Here is an 18,923-nt window from a genome sequence, read left to right on the forward strand (position 1 = left end):
ATTATAACAAAGGGATTAACAATGAAAATTACAACAATTAAAAAATTAGCCTTAGTCAGTGCTATCACGGTGTGTTCAAGTAGTGTGTCGGCAAAAGAGCTGTGGTCAGATTTTAGTATAACCGCCATGACCGGCGCCGATTACCTCGAGCCGTTCTCGGGGGAGGAAGATGACAGAAGCGTAGTAACCATTGAGCATGCATCGGGGCATACATGGGGCGGTACCTTCTTTTTTATGGATAGATTAAGCAACCCAGATGAAGTATACGGAGAGCTAAACATAAACCCAACGCTTTACAAGCCACAAAACAGCTTTGTTAAAGAGGTGTTTTTAGGCCTACAAACAGAATATGGCTCGGGCGATACCGATCAAAATAACTACTTATTAGGTGGCGGCGTATCGTTAGATGTACCAGGGTTCCAATATTTTAATGTGGCTTATTACCGTCGTTTTCAGGACGATATTGGCATAGAGCGTGAAGATAACAACCAAATAACCGTAACGTGGGGCTATAACAAGGGTAACTTTAGATACGATGGCTTTTTAGATATTGTTGACAGTACCGACACTATGTTTGGTAAAAGCGAAGGCGGTTTTAACTTTACCTCACAACTTAAATACAACATTGCTCCTATGCTTGGCCTAGACACAGGTCGCCTTGATGTAGGTATAGAATACGTATATTGGAAAAATAAGTTTGGTGTAGATGGTCAAACAGAGCACAACCCAAATTTGATGGTTAAATGGCATTTTTAAAACTTTAAGCGTTACAGAATACAAAAAAGGCTGCTAGTTAATGCAGCCTTTTTTGTACATTAAACGCAATAAAATTGGCTTATTGTTAATAATAGCACTGGAGTAACTGCAGCTTAATTGATTAAGTTTTATTGTAAATTAATGAAATGTTAATTGCCGAAGTTATTGATAATTGTTATCATTACGTAAAATAACTAATTAAATACCACGTAATGACTCTGAAAAACACTTTAGCTCTGCCTCTAATTGCTGTTGCGCCATTTTACACTTTGGCTAATGCTAACAATGATATAGAAACAATAGTAGTGACCGCCTCAGGCTTTGAACAAACCTTAGCGCAAGCGCCAGCTTCTATTACTTTAATTAGCAAAAAGCAGCTAGAAAACCGTGCTTATAAAGACTTAACCGATGCACTTAACGATGTTGCAGGGGTTACGGTTACCGGTGGTGGCTCGCGACAAGATATAAGCGTGCGTGGCATGCCAGCGCAGTACACTGCTATTTTGGTAGACGGTAAAAAGCAGTCAGGGCGTGAATCACAACCAAGCGGCAGCGGTGGCTTTGAGCAAGATTGGCTGCCACCACTAGATGCTATTGAACGTATTGAAGTTGTGCGTGGGCCTATGTCTACGTTGTATGGGTCGGATGCAATTGGCGGCGTTATTAATGTTATAACCCGTAAAAATTACGACAATTGGCATGCTAATGTTCGCCTAGAAACCACACAGCAAGAAAACAGTAATTCGGGTGATGAATACCAAGGGCAAATATATGCAGCGGGGCCATTAATAAAAGATTTATTAAGCGTTAACCTTTCGGCTCTTTACCAAGAGCGTGAAGAAGATGCAATTGAGCGCGGTTACGGTGAAAAAGAGCTGACAAGCTACAGTGGTACACTGCATTTAACAGCCACCCAGCACGATGTGATATCGCTTGAATACAGCGAACACGATCAAAAACGTATTTCTACCTCGGGGCTATCGTTACCTAGTCGAAATAGCTCTAGCGAAACGAACAATAACCGCAGCACGTGGTCGTTAGCACATAAAGGTAGCTATAGTTGGGGCGCTGCGCATTCGTATATTCAACAAGAGGCGGTTGAAAACGAAGGCCGTGAAATAACCATCGAAAATACCTTAGCAAATACGCAGTGGTCAATTGCACTTGAAAACCACCATGTAACATTAGGCGGCGCATTTGAACAAGAAAAGCTTGATGACAAAACAACAAACGCAGCCACTATTACTAAAATAGATAACAAACAATGGTCGCTATTTGCTGAAGATGAGTGGAGCTTACACCCCGATTTTACCCTTACCACGGGTTTACGAGTTGATGATAACGAGCAGTTTGATTCGCACTTGAGTCCACGCCTATACGGAGTTTGGAATATTAATGAGGCATGGACCTTTAAATCGGGCGTAGCTACCGGTTACCGAGCGCCAGATTTACGCGAGCTTAGCCCTAATTGGATCCAAAGCAGCCGCGGTGGCGATTTATATGGAAATGCTGACCTAGAGCCCGAAACATCCGTGAGTAAAGAAGCGGCTGTGTATTATGCTAACAGTGATTTTCAAACTAATGTCACGGTTTTTCATAATAGCTTTGAAGACAAAATTAACACCGTTTTATGTCCTATCACAGTGTGTGGTGATGAAACTGACCGCTATAACATCAATATTGATAAAGCGGTGACTTATGGGGCTGAGCTAAATATAGAAACAATGTTAAGTGCAGATATTACCCTTGCAACTAGCTACAGCTATACGTTTTCTGAGCAACGCAGTGGCGACAATAAAGGCCAGCCACTTACGCAAATACCTAAACATTTAGCAACGCTAAATATTAACTGGGATGTAAGCGATAATATTAATACGTGGGCACGTGCTAATTACCGCGGTAAAGAAACCGAAGCAGCCTCTATAACTAGCCGTTTAACCTCAGCCCCTTCTATTGCAACAGCAGATATAGGCAGTGCGTGGCAAGTAAACGGTAACGTTAAAGTTATGTTTGGTATTTACAATATATTTGATAAAGCAACCAGCTACGATGAATACGGCTATGTAGAAGATGGCCGACGCTACTGGCTAGCTATAGATACAAAACTATAAGGGGTGTTTATGCCAAAATTTATATTCTCTGCTGTGGTACTCAGCTTTTTAGCTACGCACCCAGCTATTGCGCAAAATACACAATTAACAGCGCAAGATTATGTCGAAAAAGGCATGCAGTACGCTGATGAGTTTCCGGGGTTAACAAGCCTATGCGATATACAAAACCCGTTACGTGATTTAACAAAGCGTGTTCGCACTAATAATGAAGGTAAAAAGCGCAGTAAAAAGTTGGGTAGTAAACGGCGCTCATCAACGATTGAACCTACACAAGTGTTTGACAACCTTTATTATGTAGGTACTGGTGGAGTGGCAAGTTGGGTAGTTAAAACATCACAAGGGCTTATTGTTATTGATGCGCTAAATAACAACGAACAAGCTAAAAATTACATTGAAAAAGGTTTGCTCACACTAGGCTTAAACCCCGAAGATATTAAGTATTTAATTATTAGCCATGGGCATGGTGATCATTACGGTGGGCAAGAGTACTTAGTTAATAAATACAAACCGCGTGTTGTAATGAGTGAGGTTGAGTGGCGACGCTTAGAACAACCAAAGCTTGATTTTGAAAGCCCACGTTGGGGCAAACGGCCAACAAGAGATATAAGCACAAAAGAGGCAGATACAATTACGCTTGGCGATACTAGCATTGGCGTTCATTTAACGCCTGGACACACCCCTGGCACTATTTCGTTGTTGTTCCCAGTATACGATAACGGCAAAAAACATATGCTAAGCCTGTGGGGAGGGACTGGGCTAAACTATGGGCCTGATATTGAGCGAATTAGCGCTTACAGTGTCGCCGCTAAACGTTTTGGCAATCTGGCAATGCAAGCCGGTGTAGATGTGTTTATATCAAACCACCCTAAACGCGATGGTTCGTTTGAGCGCATAAAGCAACTTAAAAATAGAGCCCCCGAGGCGGCGCATCCATTTGTAATAGGCCAAGAGCAAGCCTCGCATGGTTTTTCTATGTTAAGCGATTGCACATACGCGCAGGTTTTAAAAATTAAAGGAGAGTAAGGCACTTATTTGCAAAAGTTTTTAATATTAGGGGTTAACCATTTAACCAATGTGTTGTAATTTGGAGTATCTATATTTACTTTTAACGCCAGATTAAAAGGAAGAATGATGAAACCCCTCATTTTAATTTTATGCTTGTTTATAAGCTGCTCAGTGTGGGCCGAAACCACTAAAAATATGCCCGTAGCAATAAACTGGTTACAGTTAATTGATGCGGGTGAATACACAAAAAGTTGGCAACAAGCCGATGCGTTATTTAAATCGCAATTAAGTAAAGCAAACTGGAAAAGCGCCCTAAACACAGTGCGTGCGCCACTAGGTAAAGTGGCTACGCGAGAACAAATAAGTGCTAATGCTTACTCATCTTTACCTGGTGCCCCGCAAGGTAAATACCTTATTGTGCAATTTAAAACGCAATTTTCAGCAAGGCTTGCGGTTGAAACCCTTACATTAAGTAAAAGCAGTGGGCAATGGCGCGCGGTTGGCTATTTTATTAAATAACCAGCGTTCAATACCAATCCGTAATAATACATAATCATTTTCAGGGGCTAAACGTGTCGCTATCTGCTTTAAAAAATTCTCATTTACGACTGCATGGATGCAGAAGGTAGAGCAATGCAGGAGCAATTGCCGAGAACAACTAAATAGCGAATTTTTTGCCTTGCTATCATCACGTTTACCCATCCTCAAAATAGATCACTTAATTATGCGGATTGGTATAAGTTAAAAAACTATTTTGCGTATTTATTAATATTAGAAAAAGCCATTAACACATCGCGGGCATAATTAAGCCGCGGGTGGGCAAGCGCCCCTTTACGCCACGCTAAGTACAAATTGTTTTCCGGCCCTTGCGGACCAAGTTTAATTAATCTACCCGATTGAATATCGTCATGACATATATAATCAGGCAGCACGGTATAGCCTACACCGGTTCTTACTATGCCGGCGAGCGCGCGTATGTCGGGGCAGCGTGCAATTATTTTTGACGTACAGCTTTGTTTAAATACAATATCAAAATACTGGCGTATAAGCGGTAATTGACTGTCGTAACTGACCACCGGCAGCGTATTTAAAAGTGCTGGCGTAATGGTTTTCCCCTCTAAGCTTTGCGCTAATAAACGGTGCGCCACCAGTACTAGCTCTTCGCTGTCGAGCACTTCAAAGTCGTAAATTTTGTTATCGGGCAGGGAGGCTGTAATAGCCATATCGGCAACGCCGGTATCAAGCGCTGAATAAATTTGCTCACGATTACCAGGCAGCACGACCACATCAACATTGCCTGCTTGTAACAAATTTGCCAGCTGTGCTGAGGCAACATAACTAATACATTCGGCGGGTCCGGCTAGTGTAATCGTTCCGCTCACATCGTTTGAACGGGTGCGTACAGAGGCAACTTTTTGCTCTATAGCATCAAGGTGATTTGCCACTTGGCCTGCTAAATCGTGGGCGGCATTACTTGGTTCTACGCCTCGGTGACGCCGCTCAAATAACGATTTACCTACCACCGACTCCATTGTTTGTATATGCGCGGTTGCAGCTGGTTGCGACAGCCCCAAATTTTTAGCAGCCCGAGAGATGTTTTTACAACGATATACCTCAACAAAGGTGCGTAATTGTACAAAATAAGACATAAAACATTAGGTATCAGAAATCCGATGGGTAAAGCAAGATTAACTGAATTCTAGTTATTGTAAAGTGCGCGTACACTTGCGCTCGTTCAGTTAGACATTAACCGTTTTCATATTTAATTTATAAAATAGGTAATTAATTACTTGAAAGTTAACTATTAATTCCCATTTTATAAAGCAATGAGCACCAGGGGCTGTGCCCCGTAACCAAGTAGAGTACAAATATGTTAAATTTTGCATTTAAAAACCGCACCGAGATTTTATTCGGCAAAGATCAAATTAATGAGATCGCAAGCCGCGTACCAAGCCAAGGCAAGGTCATGTTTTTATACGGTGGCGGTTCGATCAAAAAGAACGGCGTATATGACGATGTAGTAAATGCACTTGAAGGTGTGGACTTTGTGGAGTTTTCGGGAGTTGAGCCAAACCCAACTTACGAAACACTTTCAAAAGCTGTAGAAATTGTGAAAGAGCAAAACGTTAGCTTTATATTAGCTGTAGGCGGCGGTAGTGTTATCGACGGCGCTAAATACGTAGCGGCAGCAGCAAAATACGAAGGCGACGGCTGGGATATTTTAGTTAATGGCGCAGAAGTAAAAAGTGCATTACCTATTGGCGCGGTATTAACGCTTCCGGCTACTGGCTCAGAAAGCAACGGTAACTCGGTTGTTACCCGTAAAGAAACCCAGCAAAAACGTGCCTTTGGTACGCCAATTGTACAACCGCAATTTGCCGTGCTTGATCCTACGTATACATTCTCACTGCCAACTCGCCAAATTTCTAACGGTGTAGTTGATGCGTTTGTACATGTTATTGAGCAATACTTAACGTACCCAGTTAATGCGCCACTGCAAGACCGTTTTGCAGAAGGCATTTTATCTACGCTAATTGAGCAAGGCCCTAAAGCCCTTGAAAACCCAGAAGATTACGATGTTCGTGCAAACGTAATGTGGTCGGCAACGATGGCACTAAATGGCTTAATTGGCCAAGGCGTACCGCAAGATTGGTCTACGCATATGATTGGCCACGAGCTAACAGCGCTTTATAGCTTAGATCACGCTGTAACACTTGCAATTGTATTACCGCCGCTTATGTTTGTTCAGCAAGAGCAAAAACGCGCTAAAATTATTCAGTTAGGTGAGCGTGTATTTGGCCTTGATATGCAAGACAAAAACGAGCTGATTGATGCAACCATTAAACATACTCAAGACTTTTTTGAGCAAATGGGCATTAAAACAAAACTTGGCGATTACGACCTAGGTGAAGACGCGGTTGAAGCCGTTGCCAACAACCTTGAGCGTAACGGCATGACAGCCCTTGGCGAACATGGCGATATTGACATAGCTAAAGCGAAGAAAATTTTAAGCCTAGCGCTTTAATTTAATTGTTTTTTGAATGGCGCTTTTTAGCGCCATTTTTTATGCTCAAAAAGCTAAATGTTGAACTAGATTTTTTACATAGATTATTGAATAAATTACTAAAGCTATGCTACTTTGGGTTAAATTACGTAAAGGAATACCCCAAGCATGGATACCCCAATAGACTTTTCTACCTACACATTAGATGAACTTTACTCCAGCGCAAAAGTCATTGACCGAGAACGCTTTCCTGAGCGCGCAAAAGAAATAGACGAGCTTATAAAAACCCGAGAAGCGCAAGAGCCCGCACACAATGCCGACCTAAAAATAGCGGGAGAAAAAGCATCACGCGGGGACAGGCTTGTTGCTGCTATTATTGACGGCCTATTAGGTATAGCATTTTTTATACCTGTAATAATGTATATCGGTTTTGATAACTTAAGCCAACCAAATCTGGGTTTATCTGCATTTTTATTTGTTTACGGTGTGTTTTCTACGTTAGTGCTTCATGCCTACCTTATGTATCAATGCGGACAAACTATTGGTAAATACTGTATGTCTATTCGTATAGAAAACCTAGACGGCACAAAAGCAAGTTTTATAACTATTTACTTTAAACGCATGTTACCTATGCAGCTGTTATCACTGGTCCCTTCGGTAGGTCAGTTCATTGCTGGTTTTGTTAATCCATCATTTATATTTGGAAAAGATAAACGCTGTTTACATGATCATTTAGCGGGAACAAAAGTGAGTAATATTTAGCAATAGTAATACTCAGCGAAGGATAATACTTTAAAGGGATTTATGAAAAAACTAACAAGGTACAAAAAAACACCCAGCGCAAAACTACTTTGGACGCTTGGTTTCAACACATTTATCGCAGTTATAGTTTTATTTTGGGTAGAGGTATTTATTGAACAGCCTTTGCTGCATCAATTTTTATACTTATTTGCATTTGTCCTATTGAGGGTATTTTTACAATGGCATTATATGAAAAAAGAGCAATGCCATGCGGTTGAAATTGTTGATGGCGAGCTTGAAGTATTAGGTATAACGATCAAAGTACATGAACTTGAAGAAGTACTGTACTGCCAAATTAAGCGTTTTGAGCATATTTTAAGATTTAAGTTTAAAAACGCGACATACCAAGATATTGAAATAACCGCCCCAGATTTAATTGACGACCTACGTTTTTACTATTTTATGGTAGATAACGGCCTGCCAGTAAAAATGACAGATGATAGTGGCCGTTTTTTTGACGAAGATTAACAGCGTAGCAAGGTGCAGTAATGAGCATACAGGCTTTAAGGTTTTTGATGCTAGCAAGTGTGCTCTTTAGTGGATATTCACATGCAGACTTACTTGAAGGATGTTATTCAAGGACAGACAAAATAACGAGCGCGATCCCTATGCTTAACGACGATGGAAGCAAAAGTAATGAGCGTTTTAAATTAAAAAGGAGCTATGTAAATGTATTTAAAAAAGAAGATAAATACTTTGCAGAAGGCCTTATCTGGGGCTTTAACTTTCATATTTGCACTATCACTGCCCCACTAGAGGGGACGAAAGAACCATTACCTTTAGCCCTAAAGGGTAAAAAATTGGTGTTTGAAGAGAAAGAGCCCGAATACGATATTAACTGTAAGTTTGAGTTAGAATTTGATGAGAATGGTTTAAATATTAAGGATGAAAACTACCATTGTTCTAACTATATTTTTTACTGTGGTGCACATGCAAGTGTGCATGACGTTCTGCTTGCTAAAACCAACAAAGGCTGTAATTAACTAAGCGAGTTTATTATTTAACTTAACGATACAGCTAACAGGGACTTACCATGCGCGGCTTGTTATTATTTATTGGTTACTCATCTTATATTGGCAGTGTGGGCGATGGCCTGCTTGGCTTGTATGCACTATGGGTTTTAATAAGTAATAATTTAGCATTTTTAAGCTTATCACTTAATGACTTTTTAGCGTAGTATGTAGAGTTTATACCAATCCGCTTAATTAAGTGATCTATTTTGAGGATAGAAAAACGTGTTGATAGCTAGGCAAAAAATTCGTTATTTAGTTATTCTAAATGAGAATTTTTTAACGCAGATAGCGACACGTTTAGCCCCTAAAAATGATTAAGTATTATTGCGGGTTGGTATTATATATTGGGTGAAGCAAGTTGCTTTTTATGTCATGCCGCAAAGCTTTGCTAATTGGTTATTCGGCATTCCAGCCGTTATTTACTTTCCCGTACGTATATTAATGAGCTTAGTAATTGACTAAAAAAGGCGACTCAGCTAAAAATAACAAATGTGTAAAAACTACTCACTTTTAAAATAATTACCTTTTTAAATATCGCATATCACAATAACCCATCATTAATTTTATCAAAAATTTATTAACCCATTGTTTTTAAATGTACTTTTAATCCTCGCTTTTGGCTTTTGCTAATTACATCTGGCATATAAATTGATACACCAATGTATAAAATTTAAAAGGGAATGCACATGACTGCTGAATACTTTATGGTGCTGGGGCTGCTCGGAGTGGCTTTTTTTGCGGTTGCAGGAGCACTGCTAGGCTACGAAAAAAACATAAGTGGTTTTGGGGTAGTGGTGGTCGCAACTGTTACAGCTTTAGGTGGCGGCACGCTAAGAGACATACTTTTAGATAAACCTATATTTTGGATAGCTACGCCTGAGTATTTATACTCAACTTACGCCGCTATTATTGCCACCATATTTTTTGTGCGTTACTTACCTCATGTAAATAACTATTACTTTTTATTAGTCGATGCTATAGGTATGGCATTATTTAATATTATGGGGATAGAAAAAGCCTTAATAAGCGGTACAGGTATGGTAATAGCGATAACAATGGGGATCACCACAGGGATTTTTGGCGGCCTAATACGAGATGTAATTTGCCGCGAAGTACCCTCAGTTATGCGAAACGAGCCCTATGCTTCAGCCTGTTTAGTAGGCGGCCTAGTTTATGCTGCGCTGTTTACCATAGAAGTCGATTACATTTGGTGTATTTTAGGCTCACTTTTTACCACTGTATTTTTAAGATTAGGCTCGCTTAAATGGGGCTGGCACCTAACCATTTTCAGAAAAAAAGATTTTAAAGATCAAAGAGAGTAGCTCTTAGTTATTTATAGGCTGGGTTTGCATATGGCACTCATAGTTATCTTCCCCAGTGACCTTAAAGCCTAGTCGAGTATAAAGTGCTTTAGCAGGATTGTTTTTAAGTACTGTTAGTCTGATAGGCTTTAACTTTGCAGTTTTAATTACTTGCTCAATAACGCCTCTGCCGTAGCCTTTATTTTGATGGTTGGGGTGTATTTGCAATTGCATTATTTCAATGTGGCTACCCCATATTTTGTACTTTAACGTACCTATGGTATTACCATTAAACTGTATGAGATGAGAGCAATCGTATTGCTCGTCAACCCTTTCATTATGCTGTTGCTCAGTTAAAAATAAGCCGGCCACCTCAAGGTGCTCTACCATAGTAAGTTTTCTAAGACATAATAAATAGCTGCGCTTTTCGGGCGTGGCTTTTGTAAACGTAAAAACCAAAATGTCCTTCCTTGTATTTAAAAATTTAATTTTAGTTGAATCACTTTTTGTAAAAATTAGGTCTTTATTAGCCATTACAGATTTAATGGGCACACAATGAACTTAACACACACAAATAACGCACTCACCTTTTTACTTACACTCAGCTTTGCATTACTTGGTGTATCGTTTGCTTTAGGTGCAAATCCAAACACACTCTCAGCTACCTTTAGTTTTTATGAACTTGATACCTTACTAAGTAACAATACATTAGGTTTGCTCACAGGCACCGCGATGATTGCGTTGGCAGTCACCACCTTAGCTGCGCATTTAAAATTAATAAAGCCGATGCCTGCACTTATACTCGCGTTAGTTGTTAGCATAGTGCCTTTACTTACCTTATTTGCCAGTAACCGCTGGATGGCACAGTTAGGCGGCTTTCCAATTATTGGCAGTGGGCAAGGCATAATTAAATACTTTGCTATCATCCCTTTGTATTTATTTTTGTTTTATAAAAATAAACTAACAGACAAACAACACGTACTTTTAAACTTTATACCGGTTGCTATGGTTTTACTGTGGATTGGCGGCATGAAATTTTATGAGTTTGAAGCCAAAGCCATTGTAGGCCTAGTAGAAACCTCACCGTTTATGTCGTGGTTATACACGGTATTTAGCGTACAAGGCGCATCAAATATCATTGGCGGGTTTGATGTATTATTTGCTGTGTTATTGGGCTTAGGGCTATTTTTAAATAATAAAAAGCTAATTATTATAAGTGGCTTAGCGTGTTTAAGTGTATTTTTAATGACCCAAACATTTTTAATAACCGCAACCGGTGCATTTAGCTCAAGCACATTATTAGAGCGTTTAGGGCAATTTGTAATTAAAGATTTATGGTATGTAGGCAACTTAATTGTTATTGCCACTTTAATGCTACTTAAGCCAGCTAAATAATTTAAAGAGGACGTTATGATCAGTTGCCACCAATACGACTACATCGAAATTGCCTGTATGCACAGGCTGAATATTGAGCTTGTATTAAAAAATGGCGATGGTGTATGTGGCGTAGCAACTGATACAAAACGCAATGCACTCAAACAAGAGTGCATTGCCATTAATGTAAGTGGCGAGCTAAAGCTTATTGTGCTCACTACAATTAGTCTACTTAAAGCGCGTGAGAGTAATCCTTACTTTGATCATGTGAACTTTGATGTAAAGTAAATCACTAACCAATTCGTTTTATCATAAACACTTCAGCGAGCCTGTTTCATTATTATGTTAAGGCTCGCTTATCTCGCTAATGCTTTAACTCATACGTGCTAAATGCACAAAGGCAAAATTTACCTTTAGAGTAAACTGTGCATATAAACAGCTATTGTGACGTTGTCCAATAACATTATTAAAAGTCGTTTAGGTGCAAAATAACAAAGGCTTTTTCACTGCATGCCTAATTGGTTGTTTACATTGCAGTTATTTAGTGGAATTATTGAACAATCTAATATACGCCGTTTTGGGACGTTATAAATCCCCAAAGTGGTGTCAATAAGTTGTTATATTTACAAGGAGAGTTCAGTGAGTGAACCGCAAGAAGATTACGATGAAGATGAGATAAAGGAAGCTAAAGTTGCAGCTGATCTTATAAATAAAATAAAGTTACGATGTGATAAAGCTAAATTTGAATATGAGGATGCCTCATATAGTGAAGAATTTGGGGTGATTGATGTAGATTTAACTGTTTACATTCCATCAGGTCGTAAAAAAGTAGATATAAACTTATGGGACATAGTAGATCTAAGTGAGTTTAACAAAATTGAATTTGAGAAATACATTATTGTAGGTAACTACGCGGCTATATGTTGCTATGAAAATAATACTATAGAAGCAGCATTTACAGTTATTAATGAAAACTCCAAAATATCCGGTTTTAGAAAACGAAGACTCTTAAGTGCTTTTGGGGTCAAATATAACCGTGATGGTAAATTTCAAGATTCAGAAATTGAATCAAAAGATACACAGCAAAAAACGAAAATTTATATTAGCCAACTTAGTAACGAGCTAAAAATACTAACAAAAGTTGATAACTCATTGGGCACATCTATTGTAATAAAAGCCTCCAAATTAAAAAGTCATTCAGATGCAATTAAAATACTAGAAAAAGTAACTCACTCCATATTTTTTGGTATTGAAGTCCAGACTTCTCTCGCTCCAGTACTATCAAGAAGAATACAACGTAAGTTCAATAGGTTAATCGGTTCTCAAGACAAAAAAATTGAATTCCCTAAATATGAATATGATTCAGGCCCTATTTCATTGTACTGGTACGCGAGAAATGCAACTAATATGCCGTTGTTGCAGTTTTTAGCTTTTTATCAATCTATAGAGTTTTACTATCCTGTTTACTTTAAGTCTGAATTTAACCGTAAAGTTAGAACTATTCTGAAAGACCCATCCTTCAATATTGAAAGAGACTCCGATATTTCTAGAATCACAACTATTGCGAGTACAAAGACTGGGGGAACAGAGAGAGAACAGTTAAAAGCAACATTACATGGGTGTATTGAGCCTGAGGAACTTCAGAGCTTTATTGAAGGGAAAAAAGATAGAGCAGAATTTTTTAGTTCTAAACAAAAAGGGATTACATCATGTGTCTTGAATTTTAAGAATAGAAATATCGATATAATTAGCCAAGTTGCCGATAGAATTTACGATATTCGTTGTAAAGTTGTACATGTAAAAGCAGAAGATGGTGAAGCAGAGTTAGAGCTATTACTTCCTTATACAGAAGAAGCTGAAAAGCTTACATATGACATCGAACTTGTTCAATTTTTATCGCAAAAAGTTTTAATTTGCTCTAGCACACCTTTGAAACTGTAAATATAGCAAGATAATTGGACTCCCAACCTCTACACTGAGGTAGAAATTATTTTTCAGAGTTCAATTATGAATAAGTTAAGAATTGGTGCACTTGCATAATGAATTCGGGTAGCTCATTAGAATTAGGATGACACCCATTCTAACTTTTACATAAATCATCAATGATAGCAGTGAGTTAGGTTAAATATATGTAATTGCATCACGCAAAAAAGCTGAACTACATTGACAAGATGAAAGTAGTAATAGGTAGCCCGATAGGCGATAACAATTTTTATTAAAAAATGGTAAACAACTTGGCTTTATTGAGCCTGATTGCGTTTAAATAAAATACGATACATTAAGAAGGGGAAGCCCTTTTAACATCGAATAAGTCACACAAGCACCTGTAATACCTTCCAAAACGCCAATCAAAAGAACATTAAAACTCTCTTTTATATCCCACGTAAAATACAGTAAACGATTGAATCAAAATATGAACTCGGCTATGGTTTGTTTATCAAAAAAATAAAAAACGAGTTAATCTACAGGCTCATTATTTTTCGAACATCGAGAATATTTATGGAAATTGAATATATTTGGGGTGTTTTAGCGTTTATTGCAGTTTTATTTATATTAATATTTGGTCACTCAATACCTAAGCATGGCAGCGTAACTGAAGGTGATGTTATTGTTGCTTTAAAATCAGGCCATAAAGTTAGAGCAATAAAGTATTATAGATCTGTTCATGGTGTAAGTTTGAAAGAAGCTAAAGATGCCATAGAAAAATTAACTTCAAAAAAATAAAACATGCCCTGAACTGAGGGCCAAGTAAAAATTAGCTATTAATTGCAAATTTTAAAGCGATGAGCCTCTTCGTTTTCTAACATCTAAATACAACCCCTATCAATTTGAATACTAGGGATCTAATAATAAATTGCGCTATCCCCACTTATTTTCACTTCAGCGATATCATCAAAATCGCCGCCCCAAAAACAAATTAACTAAGCCAAATAACGTTATTTTAGTAAACGCGAGTTCATATTGCGGTGTGTAATATCTTTACAAGCATTTTAAGTTAGGCGTTCGTACTGGGCGCTTATTTTTAGACTCCCTTTATTAGAGATACTTTTTATGAAGTTAAAGTTATTTATTGCCGCTATTATTGCCTCCTCTGTGTCGTTACACGCGGCGCAAGCACAAACAAGTGCTAAGTTTACTTTTGAAGATTTAAAAGCAATGGCAAAAGCCTCTGCCAAAAAGCCTTATACGCCTGTGGAAGTGCCAGCCCCTGAGCTTATTGATAAAATTACCTATGACGAACATTGGAAAATACGCTTTAAAGAAGATGAAACCCTCTACCCAAATGGCGAAAAGGCACCGGTGCAATTATTTTACCCTGGGCGATATTTTCCTGAGCCGGTAAGTATTTTCATCAGAGATGATAAAAACAACGTTAAAGAACTGCCTTTTAATAATGCGCTTTTTGATATGCCTGACGATAGCCCAGCCCACGACCTGCCAGAAGGGTTTGGGTTTGCAGGCTTTAGAATTATGCGCCCCGATATAAAGCCAGATTGGATATCGTTTTTGGGGGCGTCTTATTTTAGAACTGATGGCCCTCAGGGGCAATATGGGTTGTCGGCTCGCGGTATTGCAATTAATACCGGTATGAGTGAGCCAGAAGAATTTCCACGCTTTTCGGCATTTTGGTTAGGCCCTGCAGAAAATAAAGGTGAGAGCATGTCTGTGTGGGCATTGCTTGAGGGGCCCTCTATTACAGGTGCTTATCGGTTTGGTTTAAGTAAAGACAACAAAGAGGCCAAAGGGCATGTTACCTCTGTAAGTGCTAATTTGTATATGCGCGCCGATGTAGAGCGCTTAGGTATAGCGCCGCTAACCAGTATGTATTGGTACTCAGAAAAAGATAAAACGGTAGCGAAAGACTGGCGCCCAGAAATTCACGACAGCGATGGCTTAGCTATTCATACTGGGTCGGGCCAGTATATTTGGCGACCGTTAAATAATCCGCAGTCTGTGTCGACAAATAGCTTTATTGATGAGAACCCTAAAGGCTTTGGTTTAATCCAAAGAGACCGTGACTTTAATAACTACCAAGACGACGGCGTGTTTTACAATAAGCGCTCATCAGCGTGGATCAAGCCTACGGGTGATTGGGGGAGAGGCGCTGTGCAGCTAATTGAAATCCCAACTAAAGATGAAACGTTTGATAACATTGTTGCCTATTGGGTGCCTGAAAAAGAGGTACGTAAAGGCGATGAGTTTACCTTTTCTTATGATATTGAGTGGCGTCCACTCGATCCAAAATCAAAAAACCTAGCAAGTGTTGTTAATACTCGCCAAGGACAGGGCGGAATTCCTGGCCAGCCTATTCCTGAGGGCGTAAACAAAATGGTGATTGATTTTGAAGGCCCAGTATTTAAAGGCCTAGATAGAGAAAGCGGCATAAAGCCTATTGTTGAAGCCAGTAACGGCGAAATACTTGAGCCAATTGGTGCTTACCCAATAGTGGGGACCAACCAATGGCGATTAGCATTTGACTACAAACAGAGCAATAACGACCCCGTAAGCATACGCGCGTATTTGGTTGATAAAAACGAGGAGGCGATAACCGAAACATGGGTAAGTGATGCAAAGGTAACGATTGAGTAACTATAAAAATTAAAGCGGGTGGCTCTATAATTAGTTTTATGTAGCCACCCGAATAACTGCAAAATAAATGTTTTTAGCGAAGGTTAGCTAAAGCAATTCTCTTATTTCAATATACATCTAATACTTAGTTATAAATTTAATATGCTTGGCTAACTACTTGGTGAATTTAGCTATTTTAAGTTGCTCCTACTTGTTTTTAAGTTTGCTTGTGTGAATAATGAACATTCGCTCAGAAAAATAATAAAAGTAATTAAATTAAGGATATATATGAAACTTTACCCATACCCAACAATTAAAACAGAAAACCTTAAGGGCCTGCTTATCGCTTCTAGAGTACTTGGGTTTTTGAGTTACATACTGTTTTTTATAGCTATTTGCATTGGTTTATTTGGCGTTTTTTCTAACCTTGGCGCACCTAAAGATTTAGGGAATGGAATAGTTATGTCTGCACCAAATGCCGGTTTACCTGTGATGATAATGTCAATTTGGGGTGCAGTTTCTGCAGTTTCTGCAGTTTTTATTTTAGCTTTTAGTGGCTTATGTGCAGCTGTTGTATCATGCGAATACAAATATACAAAGTCGGTTTAGCTATATACCGGCGTATTTAGATAGTAAAAACGGGGCTTCTACTATCTAAAAATTTATTTGTAAGACTTGGTTAACTACCGCGAACAAATCTAAATTTTTTGTTCTTCTTCCTTATCTCAATAGCCTGATATTCGTTTTAATAATAATACAAAAGCAAATCTACCTTAGCTTCTAATACATCCAAACTGTAGCTAATTTACCTTGATAAACCCTAATTTATAGTTAAAATGGCCGGCTTATTTAACGAATGTACCTACTTTATTACTGACATAGTAATAAAAGCTGCATTAATAGATGTAAATACTAAGCGTGCAATTTTAAGGCGTGTTATTTACCTCGTTTTATACCAATCCTCAAAATAGGTTACTTAATTAAGCGAATTGGTATTTGTAAATTTACGTTAGGACGAAAATTGGTTTGATCTCATTGAACGACGATTTAATTGTAGGTAAAGGGGCGCATAGAACGTGTTACAGGCACCCTGAGGCACATAATTTATGTATAAAAGTAAGCCATGAAGGGTTTTCGCAGGAGCAAGATCAAGAGCTGGCTTATTATAAGCGACTTAGTAACCGAAATATTCAGTGGCAGTTGTTAGCGCGATACCATGGTACGGTACACACCAATATTGGCACAGGGTACGTGTTTGACCTAGTAATTGATGCAAATAATCAGCCGGCTAAAACGCTAGAATATTATTTAAATCAGCCAAATAGTGAAGCCTTAGCCGAGCCACTATTAAATTTAAAAGATTATTTATTACACAATTTAGTGATCACCAAAGAAATAAAACCACGCAACATAGCGTGTGTTAATAATAACGGCACCATTGAGCGGTGTGTTGTTGTTGATGATATTGGTAATACTGAGTTTTTTCCTATTAGTAATTACGTGAGCTCATCGGCTAAGCGTAAAATAAATAGAAAATGGCAGCGCTTTGAAGCGAGTTTAAATGAGCTTGGCTTAAGCCTTAATTAAGTTTTAAACTCCGACTTTAAATACTGGCTTTAATTAATAACCACAGCCCAGTTTAATACGCAGGGCTAAGCTAACAGCACATAGCCTACCCTGCGCTTAATAACCGTTAGTTACTTTTCTAACTCTTTTACATACAGCATGAGTGCGCTGTACATTACGCTAAGGGCTTTTGTTACATCCTCATCAATAACAGCTTCTGCGGGGTGATGACTTATCCCGCCAGGGCTGCGTATAAATAGCATGCCCACTGGGCAAATAGGGGCAATAGCCATGGCATCGTGCCCAGCGCCAGAGGCAAGTGAAGGTGATGCTTGGTTATTCAATTTACAGGCACTGCTAAACAATTGCTGAATTTGAGTGTCGCACGCTACGGCGTCGGCCGCATGTGTCCATTGCCAATCAAGCGTTAAATTACGCGATGTTGCAATTTGATCGGCGCGGGTATGTATTGCATTAAGTAATACTGCTAGGTCGGCATCATTTTGTGCGCGTGCATCTAGGCTTATAGTCGTTTTACCGGCAATAACATTTGTAGCGCCTGGGCGAGCATGAATTTGCCCTACGGTGGCGACTTCACCATTACTCGCGTTTTTTGCTAGCTGCTCTATGGCAAGGGTAAGCTCGGCGCAGCCAACTAACGAATCTTGGCGTAAGTTCATTGGTGTAGTGCCTGCATGGCCGCTTTGGCCTGTTAGGGTGATCATAGCGCGTTTGGCGCCAGCAATAGCGGTTACTACGCCTAGCGCCTGGTTTACCGATTCAAGTACTGGGCCTTGCTCTATGTGGGTTTCCCAATAACCGAGTAATTCGTTTTTGTTAAGGGCGGCTTTAGCGTAATCATCAGGGGTTAGGCCAAAATCAAGCATGGCTTGGCGCATACTAATGCCGTTTGTATCTTGTATATTTAACCACTGGGGGTCAAACTCGTTCGCCAGTGCTTTTGAGCCAATTAACGTGGTGGCAAAGCGAGTGCCTTCTTCATCACAAAAGCCCACTACATCTAAATGAAATGGTAAATCAAGCTTAAGCGTGTGTGCAAGGGCGGCTACTTCAATACCTAGTAATACCCCTAAAATACCATCAAATGCACCGGCGTTTGGTACGGTGTCTAGGTGTGAGCCAATAATTAAACGTTTAGCGTTTGGATTAGATGATGCTAAGCGCCCCCATAAATTGCCGACTTCGTCCTGCCACGATTGCATGCCCGCCTCAGCCATCCACGCGGCAGTTACACGGTTACACTCTTTGTGCTCTTTAGATAAATACACACGGTGAATGCCACCTTGCATTTGCGATAGGCCACTGAGCGTTTTACAGCGCAATAACGCGCGCGCGGCAAATTTATTAGCCAGCTCACTGTTTAATAATGGCTCATGGAGGGGGCTTGCAATCTTCATGCTAA

20 protein-coding genes are annotated in these 18,923 nt (G+C 39.3%); 17 read left to right on the forward strand and 3 right to left on the reverse strand.

From position 1 onward, the window contains the following. Nucleotides 1-21: 21 nt before the first annotated feature. From PSH54_RS01595 to PSH54_RS01610, 4 genes are all read left to right on the forward strand, one after another. Nucleotides 22-756, forward strand: a complete 735-nt coding sequence (locus tag PSH54_RS01595) for a DUF5020 family protein (protein ID WP_273605297.1) — start codon at nucleotides 22-24, stop codon at nucleotides 754-756. A gap of 212 nt (nucleotides 757-968) precedes the next feature. Then, nucleotides 969-2,867, forward strand: coding sequence for a TonB-dependent receptor domain-containing protein (locus PSH54_RS01600; RefSeq protein WP_273605298.1), 1,899 nt, complete (start codon nucleotides 969-971; stop codon nucleotides 2,865-2,867). A gap of 9 nt (nucleotides 2,868-2,876) precedes the next feature. Next, the gene (locus PSH54_RS01605) at nucleotides 2,877-3,890 is read left to right on the forward strand and encodes an MBL fold metallo-hydrolase (protein ID WP_273605299.1); all 1,014 of its coding nucleotides are present in this window, start codon (nucleotides 2,877-2,879) and stop codon (nucleotides 3,888-3,890) included. Between the two features lie 105 nt (nucleotides 3,891-3,995). Next, nucleotides 3,996-4,391 (forward strand): DUF4019 domain-containing protein, encoded by a 396-nt coding sequence (locus PSH54_RS01610; RefSeq protein ID WP_248443452.1) that lies wholly within the window; start codon nucleotides 3,996-3,998, stop codon nucleotides 4,389-4,391. Nucleotides 4,392-4,621: 230 nt separating this feature from the next. Here PSH54_RS01610 and PSH54_RS01615 read toward each other — a convergent pair whose 3' ends face one another. Continuing rightward, nucleotides 4,622-5,521 (reverse strand): LysR family transcriptional regulator, encoded by a 900-nt coding sequence (locus tag PSH54_RS01615; RefSeq protein WP_273605300.1) that lies wholly within the window; start codon nucleotides 5,519-5,521, stop codon nucleotides 4,622-4,624. 221 nt (nucleotides 5,522-5,742) lie between these two features. Here PSH54_RS01615 and PSH54_RS01620 point away from each other — a divergent pair, with 221 nt between their 5' ends. The 6 genes from PSH54_RS01620 (at nucleotide 5,743) to PSH54_RS01645 (ending at nucleotide 10,012) form a co-directional block, all read left to right on the forward strand. Then, entirely contained in the window at nucleotides 5,743-6,897 is a 1,155-nt protein-coding gene (locus tag PSH54_RS01620) for an iron-containing alcohol dehydrogenase (protein ID WP_004587069.1), read from the forward strand. A 147-nt stretch (nucleotides 6,898-7,044) separates the two neighbouring features. Continuing rightward, the gene (locus tag PSH54_RS01625) at nucleotides 7,045-7,638 is read left to right on the forward strand and encodes an RDD family protein (RefSeq protein WP_273605301.1); all 594 of its coding nucleotides are present in this window, start codon (nucleotides 7,045-7,047) and stop codon (nucleotides 7,636-7,638) included. A gap of 42 nt (nucleotides 7,639-7,680) precedes the next feature. Next, complete coding sequence (locus PSH54_RS01630; RefSeq protein ID WP_273605302.1) at nucleotides 7,681-8,145, forward strand: hypothetical protein; 465 nt, start codon at nucleotides 7,681-7,683, stop codon at nucleotides 8,143-8,145. A gap of 20 nt (nucleotides 8,146-8,165) precedes the next feature. Next, entirely contained in the window at nucleotides 8,166-8,660 is a 495-nt protein-coding gene (locus tag PSH54_RS01635) for a hypothetical protein (RefSeq protein WP_273605303.1), read from the forward strand. Between the two features lie 50 nt (nucleotides 8,661-8,710). After that, entirely contained in the window at nucleotides 8,711-8,854 is a 144-nt protein-coding gene (locus PSH54_RS01640) for a hypothetical protein (protein WP_273605304.1), read from the forward strand. Nucleotides 8,855-9,376: 522 nt separating this feature from the next. Next, nucleotides 9,377-10,012 carry a trimeric intracellular cation channel family protein gene (locus PSH54_RS01645; protein ID WP_004587070.1) on the forward strand — a complete coding sequence of 212 codons (636 nt, stop codon included), beginning with the start codon at nucleotides 9,377-9,379 and terminating at the stop codon, nucleotides 10,010-10,012. A gap of 3 nt (nucleotides 10,013-10,015) precedes the next feature. On the opposite strand, the gene PSH54_RS01650 is transcribed toward PSH54_RS01645, so the two are convergent. Further along, nucleotides 10,016-10,450: a GNAT family N-acetyltransferase gene (locus PSH54_RS01650; protein ID WP_096043029.1), complete on the reverse strand. Its 435-nt coding sequence runs from the start codon at nucleotides 10,448-10,450 to the stop codon at nucleotides 10,016-10,018. A 96-nt stretch (nucleotides 10,451-10,546) separates the two neighbouring features. Here PSH54_RS01650 and PSH54_RS01655 point away from each other — a divergent pair, with 96 nt between their 5' ends. The 7 genes from PSH54_RS01655 (at nucleotide 10,547) to PSH54_RS01685 (ending at nucleotide 17,521) form a co-directional block, all read left to right on the forward strand. Next, nucleotides 10,547-11,386: a DUF417 family protein gene (locus PSH54_RS01655; protein WP_273605305.1), complete on the forward strand. Its 840-nt coding sequence runs from the start codon at nucleotides 10,547-10,549 to the stop codon at nucleotides 11,384-11,386. A gap of 15 nt (nucleotides 11,387-11,401) precedes the next feature. Then, on the forward strand, nucleotides 11,402-11,653 hold the full coding sequence (locus tag PSH54_RS01660) for a Rho-binding antiterminator (RefSeq protein WP_273605306.1): 252 nt from the start codon (nucleotides 11,402-11,404) through the stop codon (nucleotides 11,651-11,653). Nucleotides 11,654-12,004: 351 nt separating this feature from the next. Beyond that, complete coding sequence (locus PSH54_RS01665) at nucleotides 12,005-13,306, forward strand: hypothetical protein (RefSeq protein ID WP_273605307.1); 1,302 nt, start codon at nucleotides 12,005-12,007, stop codon at nucleotides 13,304-13,306. A 558-nt stretch (nucleotides 13,307-13,864) separates the two neighbouring features. Next, nucleotides 13,865-14,089, forward strand: coding sequence for a hypothetical protein (locus PSH54_RS01670; protein ID WP_273605308.1), 225 nt, complete (start codon nucleotides 13,865-13,867; stop codon nucleotides 14,087-14,089). 327 nt (nucleotides 14,090-14,416) lie between these two features. Next, complete coding sequence (locus PSH54_RS01675) at nucleotides 14,417-15,955, forward strand: glucan biosynthesis protein (RefSeq protein ID WP_273605309.1); 1,539 nt, start codon at nucleotides 14,417-14,419, stop codon at nucleotides 15,953-15,955. A 210-nt stretch (nucleotides 15,956-16,165) separates the two neighbouring features. Continuing rightward, nucleotides 16,166-16,543, forward strand: coding sequence for a hypothetical protein (locus PSH54_RS01680; protein WP_273605310.1), 378 nt, complete (start codon nucleotides 16,166-16,168; stop codon nucleotides 16,541-16,543). Between the two features lie 417 nt (nucleotides 16,544-16,960). Next, nucleotides 16,961-17,521 carry a YrbL family protein gene (locus PSH54_RS01685; protein WP_164834669.1) on the forward strand — a complete coding sequence of 187 codons (561 nt, stop codon included), beginning with the start codon at nucleotides 16,961-16,963 and terminating at the stop codon, nucleotides 17,519-17,521. Between the two features lie 110 nt (nucleotides 17,522-17,631). Here PSH54_RS01685 and PSH54_RS01690 read toward each other — a convergent pair whose 3' ends face one another. Then, the gene (locus tag PSH54_RS01690; protein WP_273605311.1) at nucleotides 17,632-18,918 is read right to left on the reverse strand and encodes an allantoate amidohydrolase; all 1,287 of its coding nucleotides are present in this window, start codon (nucleotides 18,916-18,918) and stop codon (nucleotides 17,632-17,634) included. Nucleotides 18,919-18,923 lie beyond the last annotated feature (5 nt).

Origin of the sequence: Pseudoalteromonas sp. Angola-30 (genome assembly GCF_028599215.1) — a bacterium.
GTDB classification, from domain to species: domain Bacteria; phylum Pseudomonadota; class Gammaproteobacteria; order Enterobacterales; family Alteromonadaceae; genus Pseudoalteromonas; species Pseudoalteromonas atlantica.